14 protein-coding genes are annotated in these 17,127 nt (G+C 47.7%); 7 read left to right on the top strand and 7 right to left on the bottom strand.

What is annotated here, in order from left to right:
* Positions 1 to 54: 54 nt before the first annotated feature.
* Positions 55 to 1,293 (top strand): multidrug effflux MFS transporter, encoded by a 1,239-nt coding sequence (locus tag PV783_RS15270; protein WP_420988598.1) that lies wholly within the window; start codon positions 55 to 57, stop codon positions 1,291 to 1,293.
* On the opposite strand, the gene PV783_RS15265 is transcribed toward PV783_RS15270, so the two are convergent.
* Together PV783_RS15265 and PV783_RS15260 are read right to left on the bottom strand one after the other, a co-directional pair.
* Positions 1,290 to 2,015 (bottom strand): SDR family oxidoreductase, encoded by a 726-nt coding sequence (locus PV783_RS15265; protein ID WP_420988597.1) that lies wholly within the window; start codon positions 2,013 to 2,015, stop codon positions 1,290 to 1,292. The two genes, PV783_RS15270 and PV783_RS15265, sit on opposite strands and share 4 nt — an antisense overlap.
* 71 nt (positions 2,016 to 2,086) lie before the next feature.
* Complete coding sequence (locus tag PV783_RS15260) at positions 2,087 to 2,770, bottom strand: Crp/Fnr family transcriptional regulator (protein ID WP_420988596.1); 684 nt, start codon at positions 2,768 to 2,770, stop codon at positions 2,087 to 2,089.
* A 62-nt stretch (positions 2,771 to 2,832) separates the two neighbouring features.
* Between PV783_RS15260 and PV783_RS15255 the strand changes: the two genes are divergently transcribed.
* Together PV783_RS15255 and PV783_RS15250 are read left to right on the top strand one after the other, a co-directional pair.
* Positions 2,833 to 3,177: a TfoX/Sxy family protein gene (locus PV783_RS15255; protein WP_420988595.1), complete on the top strand. Its 345-nt coding sequence runs from the start codon at positions 2,833 to 2,835 to the stop codon at positions 3,175 to 3,177.
* A gap of 107 nt (positions 3,178 to 3,284) precedes the next feature.
* Entirely contained in the window at positions 3,285 to 4,520 is a 1,236-nt protein-coding gene (locus PV783_RS15250) for a cation:proton antiporter (RefSeq protein WP_079468037.1), read from the top strand.
* 49 nt (positions 4,521 to 4,569) lie between these two features.
* On the opposite strand, the gene PV783_RS15245 is transcribed toward PV783_RS15250, so the two are convergent.
* The gene (locus PV783_RS15245; protein ID WP_420988594.1) at positions 4,570 to 6,726 is read right to left on the bottom strand and encodes a glycoside hydrolase family 3 N-terminal domain-containing protein; all 2,157 of its coding nucleotides are present in this window, start codon (positions 6,724 to 6,726) and stop codon (positions 4,570 to 4,572) included.
* Positions 6,727 to 6,856: 130 nt separating this feature from the next.
* On the opposite strand from PV783_RS15245, the gene PV783_RS15240 reads away from it, so the two are divergent.
* Positions 6,857 to 7,978 (top strand): aminotransferase class V-fold PLP-dependent enzyme, encoded by a 1,122-nt coding sequence (locus PV783_RS15240; RefSeq protein ID WP_420988593.1) that lies wholly within the window; start codon positions 6,857 to 6,859, stop codon positions 7,976 to 7,978.
* Between the two features lie 34 nt (positions 7,979 to 8,012).
* Here PV783_RS15240 and PV783_RS15235 read toward each other — a convergent pair whose 3' ends face one another.
* Together PV783_RS15235 and PV783_RS15230 are read right to left on the bottom strand one after the other, a co-directional pair.
* Entirely contained in the window at positions 8,013 to 8,846 is an 834-nt protein-coding gene (locus tag PV783_RS15235; protein ID WP_420988592.1) for an aldo/keto reductase, read from the bottom strand.
* 12 nt (positions 8,847 to 8,858) lie between these two features.
* A complete protein-coding gene (locus tag PV783_RS15230) occupies positions 8,859 to 10,037 on the bottom strand; it encodes an MFS transporter (protein WP_420988591.1) in 1,179 nt (392 codons plus the stop codon).
* Between the two features lie 562 nt (positions 10,038 to 10,599).
* On the opposite strand from PV783_RS15230, the gene fusA reads away from it, so the two are divergent.
* On the top strand, positions 10,600 to 12,675 hold the full coding sequence (gene fusA / locus PV783_RS15225) for an elongation factor G (RefSeq protein WP_420988590.1): 2,076 nt from the start codon (positions 10,600 to 10,602) through the stop codon (positions 12,673 to 12,675).
* Between the two features lie 58 nt (positions 12,676 to 12,733).
* Here the strand turns inward: fusA and PV783_RS15220 are convergent, their stop codons facing one another.
* Positions 12,734 to 13,330 carry a nuclear transport factor 2 family protein gene (locus PV783_RS15220; protein ID WP_079468043.1) on the bottom strand — a complete coding sequence of 199 codons (597 nt, stop codon included), beginning with the start codon at positions 13,328 to 13,330 and terminating at the stop codon, positions 12,734 to 12,736.
* 67 nt (positions 13,331 to 13,397) lie between these two features.
* The gene (gene dusB, locus PV783_RS15215; protein ID WP_079468044.1) at positions 13,398 to 14,435 is read right to left on the bottom strand and encodes a tRNA dihydrouridine synthase DusB; all 1,038 of its coding nucleotides are present in this window, start codon (positions 14,433 to 14,435) and stop codon (positions 13,398 to 13,400) included.
* A gap of 324 nt (positions 14,436 to 14,759) precedes the next feature.
* Here dusB and PV783_RS15210 point away from each other — a divergent pair, with 324 nt between their 5' ends.
* The gene (locus PV783_RS15210; protein ID WP_420988589.1) at positions 14,760 to 16,148 is read left to right on the top strand and encodes a mercuric reductase; all 1,389 of its coding nucleotides are present in this window, start codon (positions 14,760 to 14,762) and stop codon (positions 16,146 to 16,148) included.
* 34 nt (positions 16,149 to 16,182) lie between these two features.
* Complete coding sequence (locus PV783_RS15205) at positions 16,183 to 17,121, top strand: ABC transporter ATP-binding protein (RefSeq protein ID WP_420988588.1); 939 nt, start codon at positions 16,183 to 16,185, stop codon at positions 17,119 to 17,121.
* The last annotated feature ends 6 nt before the right edge of the window (positions 17,122 to 17,127 follow it).

Genomic DNA, 17,127 nt, shown 5'->3' with positions numbered 1-17,127 from the left:
AAGGGGCATATTTCTTCTTACTTTTGCAGGGACATTTTTAAAAGCCATATTATTTTGACCAACGAACTTTCGAAATCGAAATATTTCTTTCTTATTCTGATTCTCGGTACGCTCACAGCATTAGGACCCTTTTCGATCGACATGTATCTTCCCGGCTTTCCGGCTATAGGAAAGGATCTGGGAGTAGATCCTACCAGGGTGGCGTTGTCGCTTTCCAGTTTTTTTATTGGTATTTCAGCCGGACAACTGCTGTATGGTCCGCTGCTGGACCGGTTTGGCAGGAAGAAGCCGTTGTATATAGGACTCGTGCTGTATGTGATCTCTTCTATCGGTTGTATGTATGTATCATCTCTGAACGGGCTCATCATACTCCGCTTTATCCAGGCCATAGGCAGCTGTGCTGCGGCAGTAGCTTCCGTAGCAATGGTGCGTGACCTTTTCCCGGTAAAAGAGAATGCTAAAGTATTTGCGCTGCTGATGCTGGTAGTAGGTACATCCCCCATGATTGCACCTACTGTAGGCAGTTATGTAACCAGCGCCTTTAGCTGGCATGCAGTATTCCTCATATTAGGTATCATGGGTGCGCTGATCCTGATCGCCACCATCCTCTGGCTGCCGGAAAGTTATCAGCCGGATACGTCGATGTCGCTGAAGCCCGGTCCCATTATCAGCAATTTCCTGTCGGTGGTAAGCGAACCACAATTTTATACCTACACCTTTGCGGGCGCCGTTTCCTTTTCAGGACTGTTCGCTTATGTGTCGGCTTCACCGCAGGTGTTCATGGATATTTACAAGCTCAGTGACAAAGCGTATGGATGGATCTTTGCGGGCCTCTCTGTAGGACTGATAGGTTCCAGCCAGGTGAACAGCCAGTTGTTGAAACGGTTCAGCAGTCAGCAGATAGTACCGGTGGCGCTGGTTTGTCAAACTATCACCGGGCTTATTTTCATAGTATGCGCCTGGAATAACTTCTTATCATTACCCGGAATCATCGTGTTGTTGTTCATATACCTTTGCTGCCTGGGCTTTATCAATCCCAACACTTCTGCGTTGTCGCTGGCGCCGTTCAGTAAAAATGCGGGCAGTGCCTCTTCGCTGATGGGCGCTACGCAAATGGGAATAGGTGCGCTTGCCTCCACGGTAGTAAGCTTATACAATACACATACAGCCACACCGATGGCGATCACCATGTGCGGCACTTCGCTGCTGGCGTTGTTCATATTACTGGTATGCCGCCGGAATATTAAAACGGCTGTGGCAGCGGCGCCAGGCACCGCTACCATCGCGCATTAAACCAATACAGCGCCGCCATCTACCACCACTATCTGCCCGGTGCTGAATCCGTTCTGCATCAGATACAAATACGTTTGTGCAATGTCTTCCGGCTGGCCCACACGGCCCGCCAGGAGCACGCCTGCTGCCTGTTGATACATGGCTTCACGGTCGGCCTCAGGCATTCCTTCCCAGAGAGCTGTTTTCACAATACCAGGAGATACAGCATTTACCCGGATAGGCGCCAGTTCTACGGCCAGCATACGGGTAAAACCCTCCATAGCGCCACAGATGCAGGCACCGGCGGCCCAACCCTTCTGCGGACGCAGGTTGGCGATACCGGTGGTCAATACCACAGATCCTCCCGGCAATATGTTCTTACTGCCATATTTTACCGCATTGAATGCGCCAAAGAAACGTAGTTGAAATGCTTCCTGCAACTCAGCAGCGGTAAGATCTTCCACCTGTCCGAATAGAAAAGAACCACCGGCTGTAAATACCAAATGATCAAAGGCGCCCGAAGTACGGAAGAAATCACGCACTGCTGCTTCATTCCCAAGATCCACCGAAAAGCCCTCCGCCGTTTCCGGTAGCGTAGTCAAGGCTTTCTTAACTTTTCCGGGGTTACTGGAAACAATGATCACCCTTGCTCCTGCCGCTACTGCCGCCTGTGCTGTTGCTAAACCGATGCCGGCCGAACCGCCTAATACCAATACTTTTTTTCCTGTCAGATCCGTATTCATAATTGCATTTTTTTATGAACACAAAATTCGGCAGCCGCTGGCAGGCGTCATTTAACAAATGGTAAAAAGCATCAAAGACGACCATTTTTCCGGATCCGGCTGAGTGACTGTTGCGTAATACCCAGGAAAGAAGCAATGGTACTCAATGGTACGCGGGAAACAATATCCGGTTCTTTTTGCAGGAAATACCGGTAACGCTCCGAGGCATCCAGCCCCAGGTATTCATTCCGGGCCAGGACCTTTTCCAGCAGGCCCTGTCGTGTAATCTGATCTATCAGGGATTTGAGGTAAGGGATTTTTTCGTATAGCCGCAACAGGTATTCCTTATGTAATACAATTACATCGGCATCACACACTGCCTCCAGTACATAAGGAGATGGCGTTTCTTCGAGATAGTTGCCTAGTATGGTGGCGCACCTATTTTCTTTCAGAAAAAATATGGTGATATCTTCACCTTCATCCGTGCGCTTCACCAGGCGTAATATACCTGCACAGATAAAGAACAGCTCCCGTGGTACCTTGCCTTCCGGCAGCAGCACAGTTCCTTCTTTCACCTGCTGTACGCACAAACCTGCAGATAACAGCTGCCAGTCGCCTTCAGACACCGGATGCAATTGTTTCAGGAAGCGGTAAAAAATATCCATGCCGGCCATAGCTATAAATTTCTTTACAATATTATATAGAGAATCTGAGAATACCTGCCGGGGCGGGTTATATTTGTTTTTTCCGGCACGCTCCCTGCTAAGTGAAGCCATGGAAAAACAATACGGAAATTAAAGGAAGTTGTACCTTTAACATCTCCCAAAAAAATATTCCAATGGCATATAATGAAAAACTCGCTGACCGCGTACGCGAAATTCTTTCTGCTTCCACCGATTATATCACCGAAAAGAAAATGTTTGGCGGTTTATGCTTCATGGTAAACGATAAAATGTGCGTGGGCGTACGACCCGATAAAATGATGGTAAGGATTGACCCTTCCAAATCAGACGAAGTAGTGGAATCCTCCGCTGGCGCTGAAGTAATGATTCATGGCGGTAAGGAGATGAAAGGATTTATTTTTGTCGATGAAAATGAACTCCACACAAAAAAACAATTACAATACTGGATTAAAATGGCATTAGAATTTAACGTAAATGCTAAGTCTTCCAGGAAAAAATAATCCCTTAATGCCGGTCCGGATTTGATTTGCTACATTTTTTTCTATCTTTAAAACCACTGTAGCAACATTAGGAACCTGATTTTTTAACCGGCATTATTCGATTACTTATGAACACATTTACGCTGATAACGGCTTTAGTTACCATTAGTGCATTAATTTCCTACATCAACAACCGATTCATCAAACTCCCGGGAACCATAGGCGTGATCGTGGTTTCGCTCCTGTTGTCATTACTGATTTCGCTGACAGGTAAAATTTTCCCCGGCGCATTTACTTTTATTAAAGATGTAACCAACGGCATTGATTTTACAGGCACCCTGCTGGACGTAATGTTAGGCTTCCTGCTTTTTGCCAGCGCATTACATTTCGATTTCAATAAGTTAAAAGCACAGCGGTATCCCGTACTGGTACTGAGTACCGTAGGAGTTATCGGCTCTACCTTTATATTCGGATTCCTGCTGTACTGGACCACAACACTGCTCCACATTGATATTCCGCTGGTATATTGCCTCCTGTTTGGCGCACTCATTTCTCCTACCGATCCGGTAGCGGTATTGTCCATCTTGAAAAAATCAAAAGTCCCTCCTGCCCTTGAAACTATTATTGGCGGGGAGTCTTTGCTCAATGATGGTACCGGCATCCTGTTATTTGTGATCCTGAAAGAAGTAGCCGGACAGGCAGATAGCCATGTTTCACTGTCACATGCTGCGGCCTTGTTTTCACAGGAAGTATTCGGCGGTATCCTGCTGGGTGTTGTTTCCGCCATTGTGGCTTACAGAACCATGAAGCGTGTAGATGATTTCAATATCATTGTAATGGTGTCTCTATCGATGGTAATGGTGATTTCCGTAGTAGGCGCTATGCTGCACGTATCCATTCCACTGGCGGCGGTTTCCGCCGGTTTGATCTTGGGTAATACTTCCCTCGGTACAAAAAATGCGGAAGAAATTCAGCACTATTTTCATAACATATGGAGCCTCATCGATGAGCTGTTGAATACCATCCTGTTTGTGATGATCGGGTTGCAGATTGTGATCATGCCATTCCTGCAAAACTATTGGTTCACTGGTCTGATGGCCACTTTATTTGTACTGATCGCGCGGGCGCTGAGTATTACCATCCCGGCCATTGTATTAAAACGCTCCCTGAAAACGGATTATAAAAGCATTACTATATTGGTGTGGGCAGGACTACGTGGGGGCATCTCCGTTGCACTGGCACTGTCATTACCGGAATCACCCTACAAGGAAATTATCCTTTCAGCCAGTTACTTTGTGGTATTGTTCTCTATTATTGTACAGGGGCTCACGTTGAAGAAAGTGGTAGACCGTATGGTGGTATAGCGGATTTTTTGCAGCAGGGAAGCATTGAATACTTCCCTGCTGCTATTTATTACTTCACTTTAAATTCCTGCGACAGCAGGAAGCTCTCTGAACTCTTTCCTATATTGATTTTATACGTGCCTTTGTATAATTTCCAGGCATGTTGCTGTAAATCCCATTTCTGTAACTCTGCTGCCGGCAGCTCCAGTTCCACTATTTCTTCTCCGCCCTTGCTTACATGCACCCGTCTGAATGCCTTCAATTCCTTCACCGGCATACGTTCCACGTTTGGATAAGTGATATACGCCTGCACTACTTCATCGCCATCAAAAGCGCCGGTATTTTTAACGGCTACGGATACACGAATAATATCTTTGCTGCGGTACTCTTTTTCTGGTGCTTTATGCCAGGCATAGTCAAACTTCGTATAGCTGAGCCCGTAGCCAAAAGGATACGCTGCTTTACCTTTAAAATACCGGTAGGTGCGGTTTTTCATGCTATAGTCCTTGTAGTCCGGTAAGTCCTGCAGGGATTGATAAAAAGTAACCGGCAATCGCCCTGCGGGCGAATATTTTCCGAAGATGATATCCGCGAGGGCGTTACCGCCCTGTTCTCCCGGATACCAGGCCAGGATCACCGCATCTGCATAGGGCGCAATGGCCGACACATCTACCGCGCTGCCGGCTGTAATTACAGCGATAATAGGCTTCTTATGCGCTTCCCTTAATTTCTTCATGAACAGGATCTGTGAGCGGGGCAGGCTCAGTGTATTTTTATCGCCGCCGGAAGGGGAAAGAAATGCGTCTCCTTCTTCTCCTTCCAGTAAAGGCGTTAAGCCAATCACCGCTACCGTCACATCACAATTCTGCGAAGCCCAGATGCCACCAAAATGCAGGGTATCTGTAAAGTCGCACCCCTGGTCGTATTGCATGGCCATACCCGGACCGGCGGCTTTGGCCAGTCCTGCGGCGAAAGTAACCATATCGCCCGATACGCCGTGATAGTTACCCATCAGCGCTTCCAGCGATGCGGAGTTGGAACCCGTCACCAGCATGGAAGCATATTTATCGGCAGTTAAGGGTAATACGCCGTCGTTTTTCAGCAATACCATGCTTTCCCTGGCGGCTTCACGGGCCAGCCGGGCATGATAGCTGTTATTTACGCTATCGGCGCCATAGGCGCTGTAAGGACTTGCTGCCGGGGCATCCAGTAGTCCCAGCTTTATGCGGGTACGCAGGGTGGCGCTGAGGGCGCTGTCTACATTCGCGCTGGTCAGCCAGCCCTTATCAATGGCTTTCATCACATCATCCTGTAAAATATTGGCGCAATCGAGATTAACACCTGCTTTCACCGCTGCTGCCGCTACTTCCTCGCGGGTAGGAATGGCTTTATGACGCAGCCAGATATCATCCAGCGCCCAGCAATCGGTAACTACCTGTCCGCCGAATTTCCATTCATGCCGCAGGATGTCCTGCAACAGTGTATTGCCGGTGCAGCAAGGCTGACTGTTTACCCGGTTATACGCGCACATAATCGATTCTACTTTGCCATCCACCAGTTTCTTAAACGCATAGAGATAGGTTTCCCGCAGGTCTTTTTCATCGATGATGGCATTAAAGCTGTGCCGGTCGGCTTCCGGGCCGCTGTGCACGGCAAAGTGTTTGGCACAGGCAGCCGTTTTCAGCGCACCGGGAACATCCCCCTGTAAGCCCTGTACAAAAGCGCCCGCCATGGTAGCAGTGAGATAAGGATCTTCACCGTATGTTTCCTGGCCACGGCCCCAGCGGGGATCACGGAAGATATTGATGTTAGGAGTCCAGAAGTTAAGCCCCATATACTGCACATGCCGGTGCTGCTGCACGGCCAGGTTATATTTAGCACGGGCTTCCGTGGAAATGGTGTTGGCTACTTCCCTGGCCAGCGGCGCATTAAAGGTAGCCGACAGCCCTATCGCCTGCGGATATACGGTGGCTTCGCCACCTCGTGCAATACCATGCAACGCCTCATTCCACCAGTTATAGGCAGGGATCTGCAACCGGTCTATCGCCGGACTGTTATATCCCAGCAATGATATTTTTTCAGACAGGGTAAGGGTATGCAGCAGGTCGTTCACCCGGTCGTTCAGCGGTGCATCCGCCCGCCTGAACAACGCCGGCTGCTGCGCCGCTGCGTTTGACGTAAATAAAAGTATGAAAGCACCAAAAATGAAAAACTGTTTTCTCAACATGCTAAACCTGATTTTTTTCTATAAGATATTCCACCTCTGCGCAAGTTATCATATAAAAAACATAATCGTATGGCGGTATCCCACCTATGGTTTATTTTGTTTATTATCGTGAAGAAATTAATAAAATAGTATGACTAAATGGGAAAAGATCAGGGCCGATTACCCCGTATGTAACAACGCTGCTTATTTTTTTACCAACGGCGGCGGACCGGTAAGTACCCCTTTGGTGCAAAGGGCAACGGCGCTTTTCACAGAACTGGGTGAAAAAGGCCGCGGAGTGATGCCCGGCTGGGATCACCAGGCCAATGAAGTAAGGGCGCTCATTGGTGAAATGATCCGCGCAAAGGCCAGTGAAATTGCGTTCATCACCAATACCTCGCAGGCTATGATCCTCCTGTACGGGATGTTTCCCAAACACTATGAAATCATCACCATGCGGGATGAATTTCCCAGCAGCTTTGTAGGCTGGATGCACAACGGTCATACCCTGCATTTCGTAGATAGCGATGACCATAACCAGATCTCCGTTGCAGACATCGCCGCTAAAATCACCCCGGCCACCCGTATCCTGATCACCAGCCACGTGATGTTCAGAACCGGCTTCCGGCAAAACCTGAAAGCCATTGGCGAACTATGCAAACAACATCGGCTCATCCATATAGTAGATGCCACACAATCCTTTGGCGTAAACGACATTGATGTGCAGGAATGTAATATCGATGTCCTCATCTTCCACGCATACAAATGGGTCACTGCCGGCTATGGTACCGGCGCGATGTATGTGTCGCAGAAAATACTGGATCAATACCCGCCACAGGTGATGAGCTGGTATAATGTGGATTATGAAACGGCCGATTTCCAGTCGGTGAAGGACTATACGAACTTCACACCTAAAAAAGATGCCACGGTATTTGAGCCCGGCACACCGCCGTTTGTAAATATACTTTTATTGGGAGAGGCACTAAAATATCTTCATCGTACGGGCATTCCCGATATAGAGACATATGTCGGGGAGCTAATTACCTACCTGGCGGAAAAGGCGGCTGCACAAGGTATCCGGGTGTTGTCAAACTATCCGCCGGAGCATCTTTCTGCCATACAACTGCTGGAAATTACACCTGCACAAAATGAGAAAATTGAAAAGAATAATATCCAGGCGAGATATAAAAATAACAGACTAACGGTAGCCTTAAACTTCTATAACAACAAGGCTGATATTGATAAATTATTTTCGGCGCTCGCCGAAGCATAAAAAATAGCGGAGGGAAATCCCTCCGCTAAAAATATTAAAAGTCGAAATTGTCCGGGTCTGGTCCTACCCTTTCTCCACGATCCAGCGCATCTATCTTCAACACATCTTCTTTACTGATCTCAAAATTGAACAACTGCGCGTTGGAAATCACCCTGTCCCGGCGAATGCTTTTAGGAATAGTCACCACATCTTTCTGCAGGTCCCATCTTAATACTAATTGTGCTACTGACACTTTATATTTCTCCGCAAGTTCTTTCAGCAATGGCACGTCAAACGCCTTACCCTGCATCAGCGGGCTCCAGGCTTCAAACTGTACGTTGTTTTTCTGACAGAAATCCAGCAGGGAAGGCTGTACCAGGTAAGGATGGAATTCCAGCTGGTCCACCATAGGAAGCACCTTCGCGCTCTGGAACAGGTCTTCCAGGTGATGTTGCAGGAAATTGCTGACGCCAATAGCTTTTACGCGGCCATCTGCATACAATTGCTCCATTGCGCGCCAGGTTTCTTTATATTTACCCTTTACCGGCCAGTGAACCAGGTACAGGTCAAGATAGTCTGTTTTCAATTTCTCCAGGGAGGTATCAAAAGCTTTCAGGGTGCTGTCGTAGCCCTGATCCGCATTCCATACTTTCGTAGTCAGGAAAATATCCTTTCTGTCGGTCGCATTTTTTTCAATGGCAATACCCACTCCTTCTTCATTACCATAAATAGCAGCGGTATCTATATGCCGGTAACCGGCATCCAGTGCGTAAGTCACTGAATCGATCACTTCCTGTCCTTCTTTTGTTTTAAAAACACCTAATCCGAAATAAGGCATCTGTACACCATTCGACAATTGCACAGTACCGTTAATGTCAGTAATATTCATATAATGGAGATTTTATTTTACTGTTTGAAACGCCAGGGAGGCCGGTTTGTTCAAACGGACGTATAATATAACACACAACACCAGCCCGGTAAATGCGAGCGCGGCGCCTACATATTCCGGTGAAGTATAACTATAACCAGCTGCAAGGGGCAGTCCGCCCAGGAAAGCGCCCAGCGCATTCCCGATATTGGCGCTGGCCTGCATAGACGAAGAGGCCAGCATTTCCGCGCCTTTGGCGGTATTGATCATCAGCATCTGCATGGGTGCTATCACGGCAAAGGCAATGCTGCCGGTGACAAAGGTCATGATAATGGCAGGAACTTTATAGTGACTTACCAGGCTTACTATGAGCAGCGACAGGATCATGGCCAGCAACAAAAAACCGGTAGTCACGATCGGTGAAAAACGGTCGGCCAGCCGGCCTCCCATAAAATTACCCACTGCCATGCCCACGCCGGCAATGATCATGATAATAGTGATCATATTGCTCTCAAAACCGGCCACCTCCGTCATCAATGGAGCGATATAACTGATCCAGGCGAAAAGTCCGCCGGTACCAATCGCAGATACCCCGATGATGAGCCACATATCCATCTTTTTGAAAATACCCAGGCTTTCCAGGAAGCTGCTGTTATTGGTAACCAGGATCACGGGCATCCACAACTTCACGCTGCCCGCTGCCATCAGGGATACTACCCCCACTAGAAGAAAGGAAATACGCCAGCTGTAATTATGCCCGATGTACGTTCCCAGCGGCACACCAATGATATTGGCAATCGTTAGCCCTGCAAACATCACGGATACGGCGCTGGCTTCCTTTCCCGGCTCTGCCAAACGGCTGGCCACTACCGCGCCCATGCCAAAGAAAGCGCCATGCGGCAGCCCGGCAAACAAACGGGCTACTACCAGCCACTCATACCCCGGCGCAATGGCAAATAAACTGTTGAACAGTCCAAACGCCAGCATCAGCCCTATCAATACCTTTTTCGGAGGAAAATTACCTGCCAGCGCTACCATCAGCGGAGCGCCTATTACTACACCCAGTGCGTAAGCCGAGATCAGGTGCCCGGCAACAGGAATAGTGATATCAAGCGAGTTGGCCACATCCGGCAAAACACCCATCATCATAAATTCCGTCATCCCTATACTAAAGCCTCCCATCGTGAGACTATATAAACTTAATTTTTTCATCAGATTTTTGTGCGCTTATCGATTTGCAGACGCAAAATTACGACGGAACAAAATGGAGACACCAGTATATATAGGAGATATTTTTGTACAAATAGAAGAAAAAGGACCTGTGGACATCCTTCCTTCAGATTAGTTTATTAAATAAAAACAACCTATCTTTGCGGTGCAATTTAAAAAGTATATGAACAACTATCTCACATATCAGGCATGCAGTTACGCAACTACCGTTATCAGAGCGGTAATTGCAAGTACCCGCATTGTCTTAATTCAAGACAGGGAGGCAAATCCATCCCGGATATGAGAGGTTAATATATAACTCCTGAAATCTTTTTCAAGGGCCTCTTCATCCGAAGAGGCCTTTTTATTTGCTTCCCCCCAATATCTCCAACAGTTTCTTTAGCAAACAATTAATCACAATGAACACCAACAGGAAATTTATTATTAAAGCATCAATGTCATTTACACGGCGCGTCCGGTAATGCAGACTTCCTGTTGCATAAAGCAAAGGCCGCTCATTACCAGATGAGGGGCCTTTTTTAATTCCTTTTTTAAATAAGAATATATGAAACGCTTAGCGGATTTTAGAAATATAGGTATCATGGCACATGTCGATGCAGGTAAAACAACGCTTACAGAACGCATGCTTTACTTCACCGGCTTCACACATAAACTTGGCAACGTAGACGAAGGCAACACTGTAATGGATAGTGACCCGCAGGAAGAAAAAAGAGGTATTACCATTTCCTCCGCTGCTATCACTACCTATTGGCAGCACCAGGATCATACCTGGCAGATCAATATCATTGATACGCCCGGCCACGTGGACTTCACCGCTGAAGTGGAACGTTCATTGCGGGTGTTAGACAGCGCCGTAGCCGTATTCTGCGCCCGGTCCGGCGTACAGCCCCAGTCGGAAACAGTATGGCATCAGGCGAATCATTATAATATTCCCCGCATTGCGTTCATCAATAAAATGGACCGGCAGGGCGCGGATTTCCGCCGCGTAGTAAACGACATACGCCAACGGCTAAACGCTAATGCGCTGCCGGTGCAATTGCCTATTGGCGCAGAAGATGACTTCACCGGGGTGATAGACCTCATTACCATGAAAGCGCTCGTATGGAACACCGCCGACGGTAAAACATATGAAACGCTCAACATCCCGGCGGCCTTGCTGAACGAGGCACAGGAAGCACGTAATTATTTACTGGAAGAATTGTCCCTGCTGGATGAATCCTTACTGAATAAATATACTGCTGCTCCCAACAGTATTCTTCCGGAAGATATTTACACCGCACTGCGCGGTGCAACCATCCGCCTGGAAGCCGTACCCGTACTGGCCGGTGCCGCCTATAAGAACAAAGGTATACAACCCCTGCTCGATGCAGTGGCTACCTATCTTCCTGCGCCTTCAGACATTGGCGATGTAAAAGCCACTGATCCGGAAACGGAAGCAACAGTGATGATTCCCGTTAGCGAAAGTGCGCCGCTGGCAGCACTGGCGTTTAAGATCATCACCGACGACTACGTAGGGAAGTTAACGTTAGTACGTGTATATGCAGGCGTATTGCGCAACGGCGATACACTCTGGAACAGCCGCACCGGTCGCAAAGTCAGGATCAGCCGTTTGATGCGGATCATGTCCGATAAATATGAAACAGTGGAAGAGATAGGCGCCGGCGATATCGGCGCGGTAGTAGGACTGAAAGATGTGAAAACAGGCGACTCCCTTTCGCATCCGGATCACCCGGTATTGCTGGAAAAAATCAGCTTCCCGGAACCCATGATCGGGTATGCGATTGAGGCAAAATCTGCGAAAGATAATGATAAACTGGGCGATGCCTTAAACAGGTTGCTGGAAGAAGATCCTACGCTCACCGTAACAGTGGATAACGCTACCGGCCAAACGATTTTGAAAGGTATGGGCGAACTCCACCTGGAAGTGGTGCTGGAAAAGCTGGCCACACAATATCATCTCGATATCAACAAAGGACAGCCGCAGATCGCGTACAAGGAAATATTTACGCAGGCCGTTACCCATCGTGAAGTGTATAAGAAACAAAACGGTGGCTCCGGTAACTTTGCGGACATCCAGTTTGAATTATCACCCGGCGATGAACAGGCAACAGGACTGGAATTTATCAACGAAATCAAAGGCGGTGCTATTCCAAAAGAATTCATCCCTGCGATCAGTAAAGGTTTTGAGTCGGCCATGCACAATGGCGCCCTTGCAGGGTATCCCGTAAAGTCCATGCGCGTGAGATTACTGGATGGTTCCATTCATAGCAACGACTCCCACGCCCTGGATTTTGAACACGCAGCCATCACCGGGTTCAAAAGCGTAGCAGCGAAAGCCGCTCCCCGCCTGCTGGAACCCTGGATGAAAGTAACGGTAACCATGCCGGAAGAATTTACCGGCACCCTCACCGGCGACCTGAACCGCCGCCGCGGTGTGATCAAACAAATGGAGATGGATGGATCTGTGCAAACCATCACCGCAATGGTACCGTTGTCCGAATTATTCGGTTATATAACGGTATTGCGTACACTCTCTTCCGGAAGGGCCGCTGCTTCGCTTACATTCGACAGCTACCAGACCGTTCCCGGTAATATTACCAGTCATATACTGGTGAAATAAAATGAAAAAGGTGAAGGACATAATCCTTCACCTTTTCTTTATGCGATAAAACCATTCACTATTGTAACACCTCACGATCGCTGTGAACATCCTGGTAAAATTTCTTTACCAGCCGGCTATCCGGCAAAGAGTTCAACACGGCGATAAACCATTTTCCGTCTTTCTTCACCACCTTTCCTTTGTAATAACCAACAGACATCAGTTGGATCTGCCCGGTGGTAAGGTCTGTCCAGAGGTTACTGGCGTACATCGTTACCCGCACGGTATCATTGGTGCCAGGGTAAAACTGCATATTGGAAATAAGGTGCCTCGACTGGTAATGCGTATTCCGGATACTCATTACCAGGGAATCTATTTTAGCGGTCCAGTTTTGTTTACCTTTTAGTTTCACCCCGTCTATTTCACCACGGATGTTATCATCCATAAACTCCACGCATTTATTCAGATCGCTGTTATCGAAATGCTCGCAGAAACCATAAATCACTTTTTCAATCTGTTGCTGTTCCCGGTATCCCAGCTCATGGGTATTGGAAACGTCCGGTAAAACGGCAGCAGTGCTGTCTGTATTTGTTTTTTCTTCGGGAGATGTGTGGCAGGAAAAGAGGCCTATGGTGCTAAGAACAAGCGCAGTGGCGAATAGGAAAAATCTTGACATCTTATAAATTTTATGATATAACAAAACAAACGCATAATTAGTTTTATTATATCATAAAATTTTCTGTCTATAATGGGCACTTCTGATGATAATCAATTAATTCAATCGGGGCGTTAGCCAGCTCAATACCTTTGTAGTAGGCTTCAATCTCATCCAGTACAGCTTCTACCTCTTCAACGGTTTTCATAGTTACCAGCCGCGTACGGAATTGTTTGATATCAGGTAATCCCTTCAGGTAATTGGCATAGCAGCCACGCATTTCGTTGATCCCCTGTACCGGTCCTTTCCATTCTACCGACAGGCGGAGGTGTTTCTTACTTACGGCAATGCGTTCTTCCAGGGTGGGGCCGGCCATTATTTCACCGGTATTCACATAGTGTTTGATCTCCCGGAATAACCACGGATAGCCAATCACCGCGCGGCCAATCATGATGCCATCCACGCCGTAACGGTTTTTATACTCCAGCGCCTTCTGCGGGCTGTTGATATCTCCATTGCCAAAAATGGGAATATGTATACGGGGATTGTTTTTTACTTTGCCGATGAGGGTCCAGTCGGCTTCGCCTTTGTACATCTGGCAACGGGTGCGGCCATGGATCGCAAGGGCTTTGATGCCTACATCCTGCAACCGTTCTGCTACTTCTTCGATATTCTTTGAGTCGTCGTCCCATCCCAGCCTGGTTTTCACGGTAACAGGCAGCTTAGTGGCCTTTACGCAGGCTTCAGTGAGCCGCACCATCAGGTCCAGGTCTTTCAGCACGCCCGCGCCGGCACCCCTTCCGGCCACCTTTTTCACAGGACAGCCAAAATTGATATCCAGCAGGTCAGGATTGGTAACATCCACGATCCTGGCCGCCATCGCCAGGCTGTCTTCATCCCCGCCAAAGATCTGTATCCCCACCGGGCGCTCATATTCAAAAATATCGAGCTTCTTCCTGCACTTAATGGCATCACGGATCAACCCTTCACTCGAAATAAATTCCGTGTACATCAGGTCAGCGCCGGCATCCTTGCATACCGCCCGGAAAGGCGGATCACTCACATCCTCCATAGGCGCCAGCAGCAAAGGAAAATCAGGAAGCGTTATGTTATCAATCTTTACCAAAATCTATATTTTTTCGCAGCAGCCGCAAAGATAAAGATATTACGCGGATTTTGTCTTTTTCAGGATTAGACTGATTATATTGATTACCCCGATTTGACTATGTTGGGATTTTTAAAGGATTTGGGAAGATATAAGCAGAATTCGCTTTTTATCTCCCTTAATCATTTAAAATCAAATATGATCAAATCCAATAAATCAATATTATCAGCGTAATCAGTGTTCCAGGACAATTTACAATCGCCGGAGGCGATCCCCCTTTTATTCGCAAAATTTACTTACTTTTCGTTGGTATAATCTTTGGCCCCGCATCCTAAATCTTTCGGTATGCAGAAATTTGACGCAATAGTAATCGGATCCGGTCAGGGTGGAAACCCGCTGGCAAAAAAACTGGAAGAAAAAGGCTGGAAAACTGCTATCATTGAACAACGCTATGCCGGTGGCACCTGCATTAACGACGGCTGCACCCCTACCAAAGCAATGATCGCCTGCGCAAAAGTGGCGCATACTGTTTTTCATAGTAAAGACTGGGGCGTTCACAGCCACGGATTCATGGTGGATCTGCCTTTTATTGTAGCCCGGAAAAATAATATCGTAACAGAATTTCGCGGAGGAACAATCAAAGGTTTACAATCAAACAATGTAAGCATCTTCATGGGAACGGCTGTCTTCACAGGTCATAAAACAATCACGGTTACCGGGCATAAGGGAGAAGAAAATATACTAACAGCAGATCACATTTTCATCAATACCGGCGCCACGCCTTTCATTCCACCCATCCCCGGTCTTACGGATGTGCCGTATCTCACTTCCACCACACTGCTCGATGAAGTAACAATTCCGAAAGAACTGATCATTCTCGGAGGCAGCTACATCGCCCTGGAAATGGGACAGCTCTATCAACGTTTAGGCAGTCACGTTACCGTGATAGAATCCGCTTCACAACTGGTATCAAAAGAAGATCCCGATGTGGCGGCAGTGATAAAAAAAATGCTGGAGTCGGAAAACATGCAGATTCACACGGGTACACAGGTAACCCATATATCCCGCAACGGGAAAAAGATCAGCGTGGATATTACCACCGGGGAAGATAAAGACACTATAACGGGCACGCATATACTAATAGCAACCGGCCGCACGCCACAAACTACAGCACTGCAACTGCAGCAAACAAATGTACTTACGGATGAAAAAGGATTTATACAGGTAAACGACCGGCTGGAAACCTCCGAACCAGGCATCTATGCCCTCGGCGATGTAAAAGGCGGCCCTGCATTCACACATATCTCCTATAACGATCATCTCATTATTTATAAGAACCTTTTTGAAAATGCAAACACCGGTATAAAAGACCGGCAGGTGCCTTATTGTATGTTCACCGATCCGCAACTCGGACGTATCGGCATCACGGAGAAAGAAGCGCGGAAAGAAGGGATCCCGTTTAAAATAGCCTGCCTGAGCATGGATAAAGTTGCCAGGGCCATAGAAACGGGGCAAACAAGAGGTTTTATGAAAGCGCTGGTGCATGAACATACCGATAAAATCCTCGGCGCCGCTGTAATAGGCACAGAAGGCGGCGAAATCATGTCTATCCTGCAAATGGCCATGCTGGGCGGTATCACCGCCACGCAGATACGCGAAATGGTGTTTGCCCATCCGCTCTATGCAGAATCATTAAACAATCTCTTTATGACCCTGGAGAAACCTGCTCCATAATGAGCAATTTTTTCCACAATCTGATATATACCGAATGATTAAACTGTCGAATGTTTCCAAATATTTTGGTCCGGAAAAAAAAGCGGTCGATGATATTTCCTTTGAAGTAAAAGAAGGGGAAACACTGGTGCTGCTGGGCACCAGCGGTTGCGGTAAAACCACTACCCTCCGCATGATCAACCGTTTGCTGGAAACCGACAGCGGTCAGATTTTTATAAACGGCAAAGAAATACGGGAGCTGTCTCCTGAAATACTCCGGCGCAACATCGGCTATGTATTACAAAACACCGGGTTGTTCCCTCACTACACCGTGAGCGATAACATCGGCCTCGTGCCCTCCCTGCTGAAGTGGGATAAAAAACGTATCCACGACCGTACCACTACGCTCATGGATAAACTCCATTTACCCGCGGCCACCTACGCAGAAGTATATCCGCAACAACTCAGCGGCGGACAACAGCAGCGCGTTGGCCTGGCCCGCGCACTGGCGGCAGATCCGCCGGTACTCCTCATGGATGAACCTTTCGGCGCGCTGGACCCGCTCACACGTATCAGCGTCAGGAAAGAGTTTAAATCGCTCGATGAAATCAGCCACCGGACCATCATCCTGGTAACACATGATGTGGAAGAAGCCTTTGAACTGGGCCACCGGATCTGTTTGATGAATGAAGGACGTATCCAGCAACTGGGCACGCCCGCAGAACTGATCTTCCATCCGGCCAACGATTTTGTAAGGTCGTTCCTTGATCCGCAACGACTACAACTGGAACTGAAATCCCTGCAAATAAAAGATCTTTGGCAATGGCTGCCATCTGCCGCTACACCTGGAAACGGACAACTAGCTGCTTCCAGCACCTGCTGGGATGCCCTGGAAGCTATCACGCACCAGCCGGTAACGGTAACGCATGAACAGGAACAAAAAATAATTGACGGGAATGGACTGATGAAGGCAATTGCTGCCTACAAAAATTAACACAAC

This window comes from Chitinophaga sp. CC14 (genome assembly GCF_048957795.1).
Taxonomy (GTDB): Bacteria; Bacteroidota; Bacteroidia; order Chitinophagales; family Chitinophagaceae; genus Chitinophaga; species Chitinophaga ginsengisegetis.
This window is presented reverse-complemented; position numbering and strand designations above follow the sequence as displayed.

Bases quoted from the DNA above. Each gene is read 5' to 3' on its own strand.
- PV783_RS15210 (WP_420988589.1), top strand. From the start codon at position 14,760: ATGCAGAAATTTGACGCAATAGTAATCGGATCCGGTCAGGGTGGAAAC.
- fusA (WP_420988590.1), top strand. From the start codon at position 10,600: ATGAAACGCTTAGCGGATTTTAGAAATATAGGTATCATGGCACATGTC.
- PV783_RS15260 (WP_420988596.1), bottom strand. From the start codon at position 2,770: ATGGCTTCACTTAGCAGGGAGCGTGCCGGAAAAAACAAATATAACCCG.
- PV783_RS15205 (WP_420988588.1), top strand. From the start codon at position 16,183: ATGATTAAACTGTCGAATGTTTCCAAATATTTTGGTCCGGAAAAAAAA.
- PV783_RS15245 (WP_420988594.1), bottom strand. From the start codon at position 6,726: ATGTTGAGAAAACAGTTTTTCATTTTTGGTGCTTTCATACTTTTATTT.
- PV783_RS15250 (WP_079468037.1), top strand. From the start codon at position 3,285: ATGAACACATTTACGCTGATAACGGCTTTAGTTACCATTAGTGCATTA.
- PV783_RS15265 (WP_420988597.1), bottom strand. From the start codon at position 2,015: ATGAATACGGATCTGACAGGAAAAAAAGTATTGGTATTAGGCGGTTCG.
- PV783_RS15230 (WP_420988591.1), bottom strand. From the start codon at position 10,037: ATGAAAAAATTAAGTTTATATAGTCTCACGATGGGAGGCTTTAGTATA.
- PV783_RS15240 (WP_420988593.1), top strand. From the start codon at position 6,857: ATGACTAAATGGGAAAAGATCAGGGCCGATTACCCCGTATGTAACAAC.
- PV783_RS15255 (WP_420988595.1), top strand. From the start codon at position 2,833: ATGGCATATAATGAAAAACTCGCTGACCGCGTACGCGAAATTCTTTCT.
- PV783_RS15235 (WP_420988592.1), bottom strand. From the start codon at position 8,846: ATGAATATTACTGACATTAACGGTACTGTGCAATTGTCGAATGGTGTA.
- PV783_RS15220 (WP_079468043.1), bottom strand. From the start codon at position 13,330: ATGTCAAGATTTTTCCTATTCGCCACTGCGCTTGTTCTTAGCACCATA.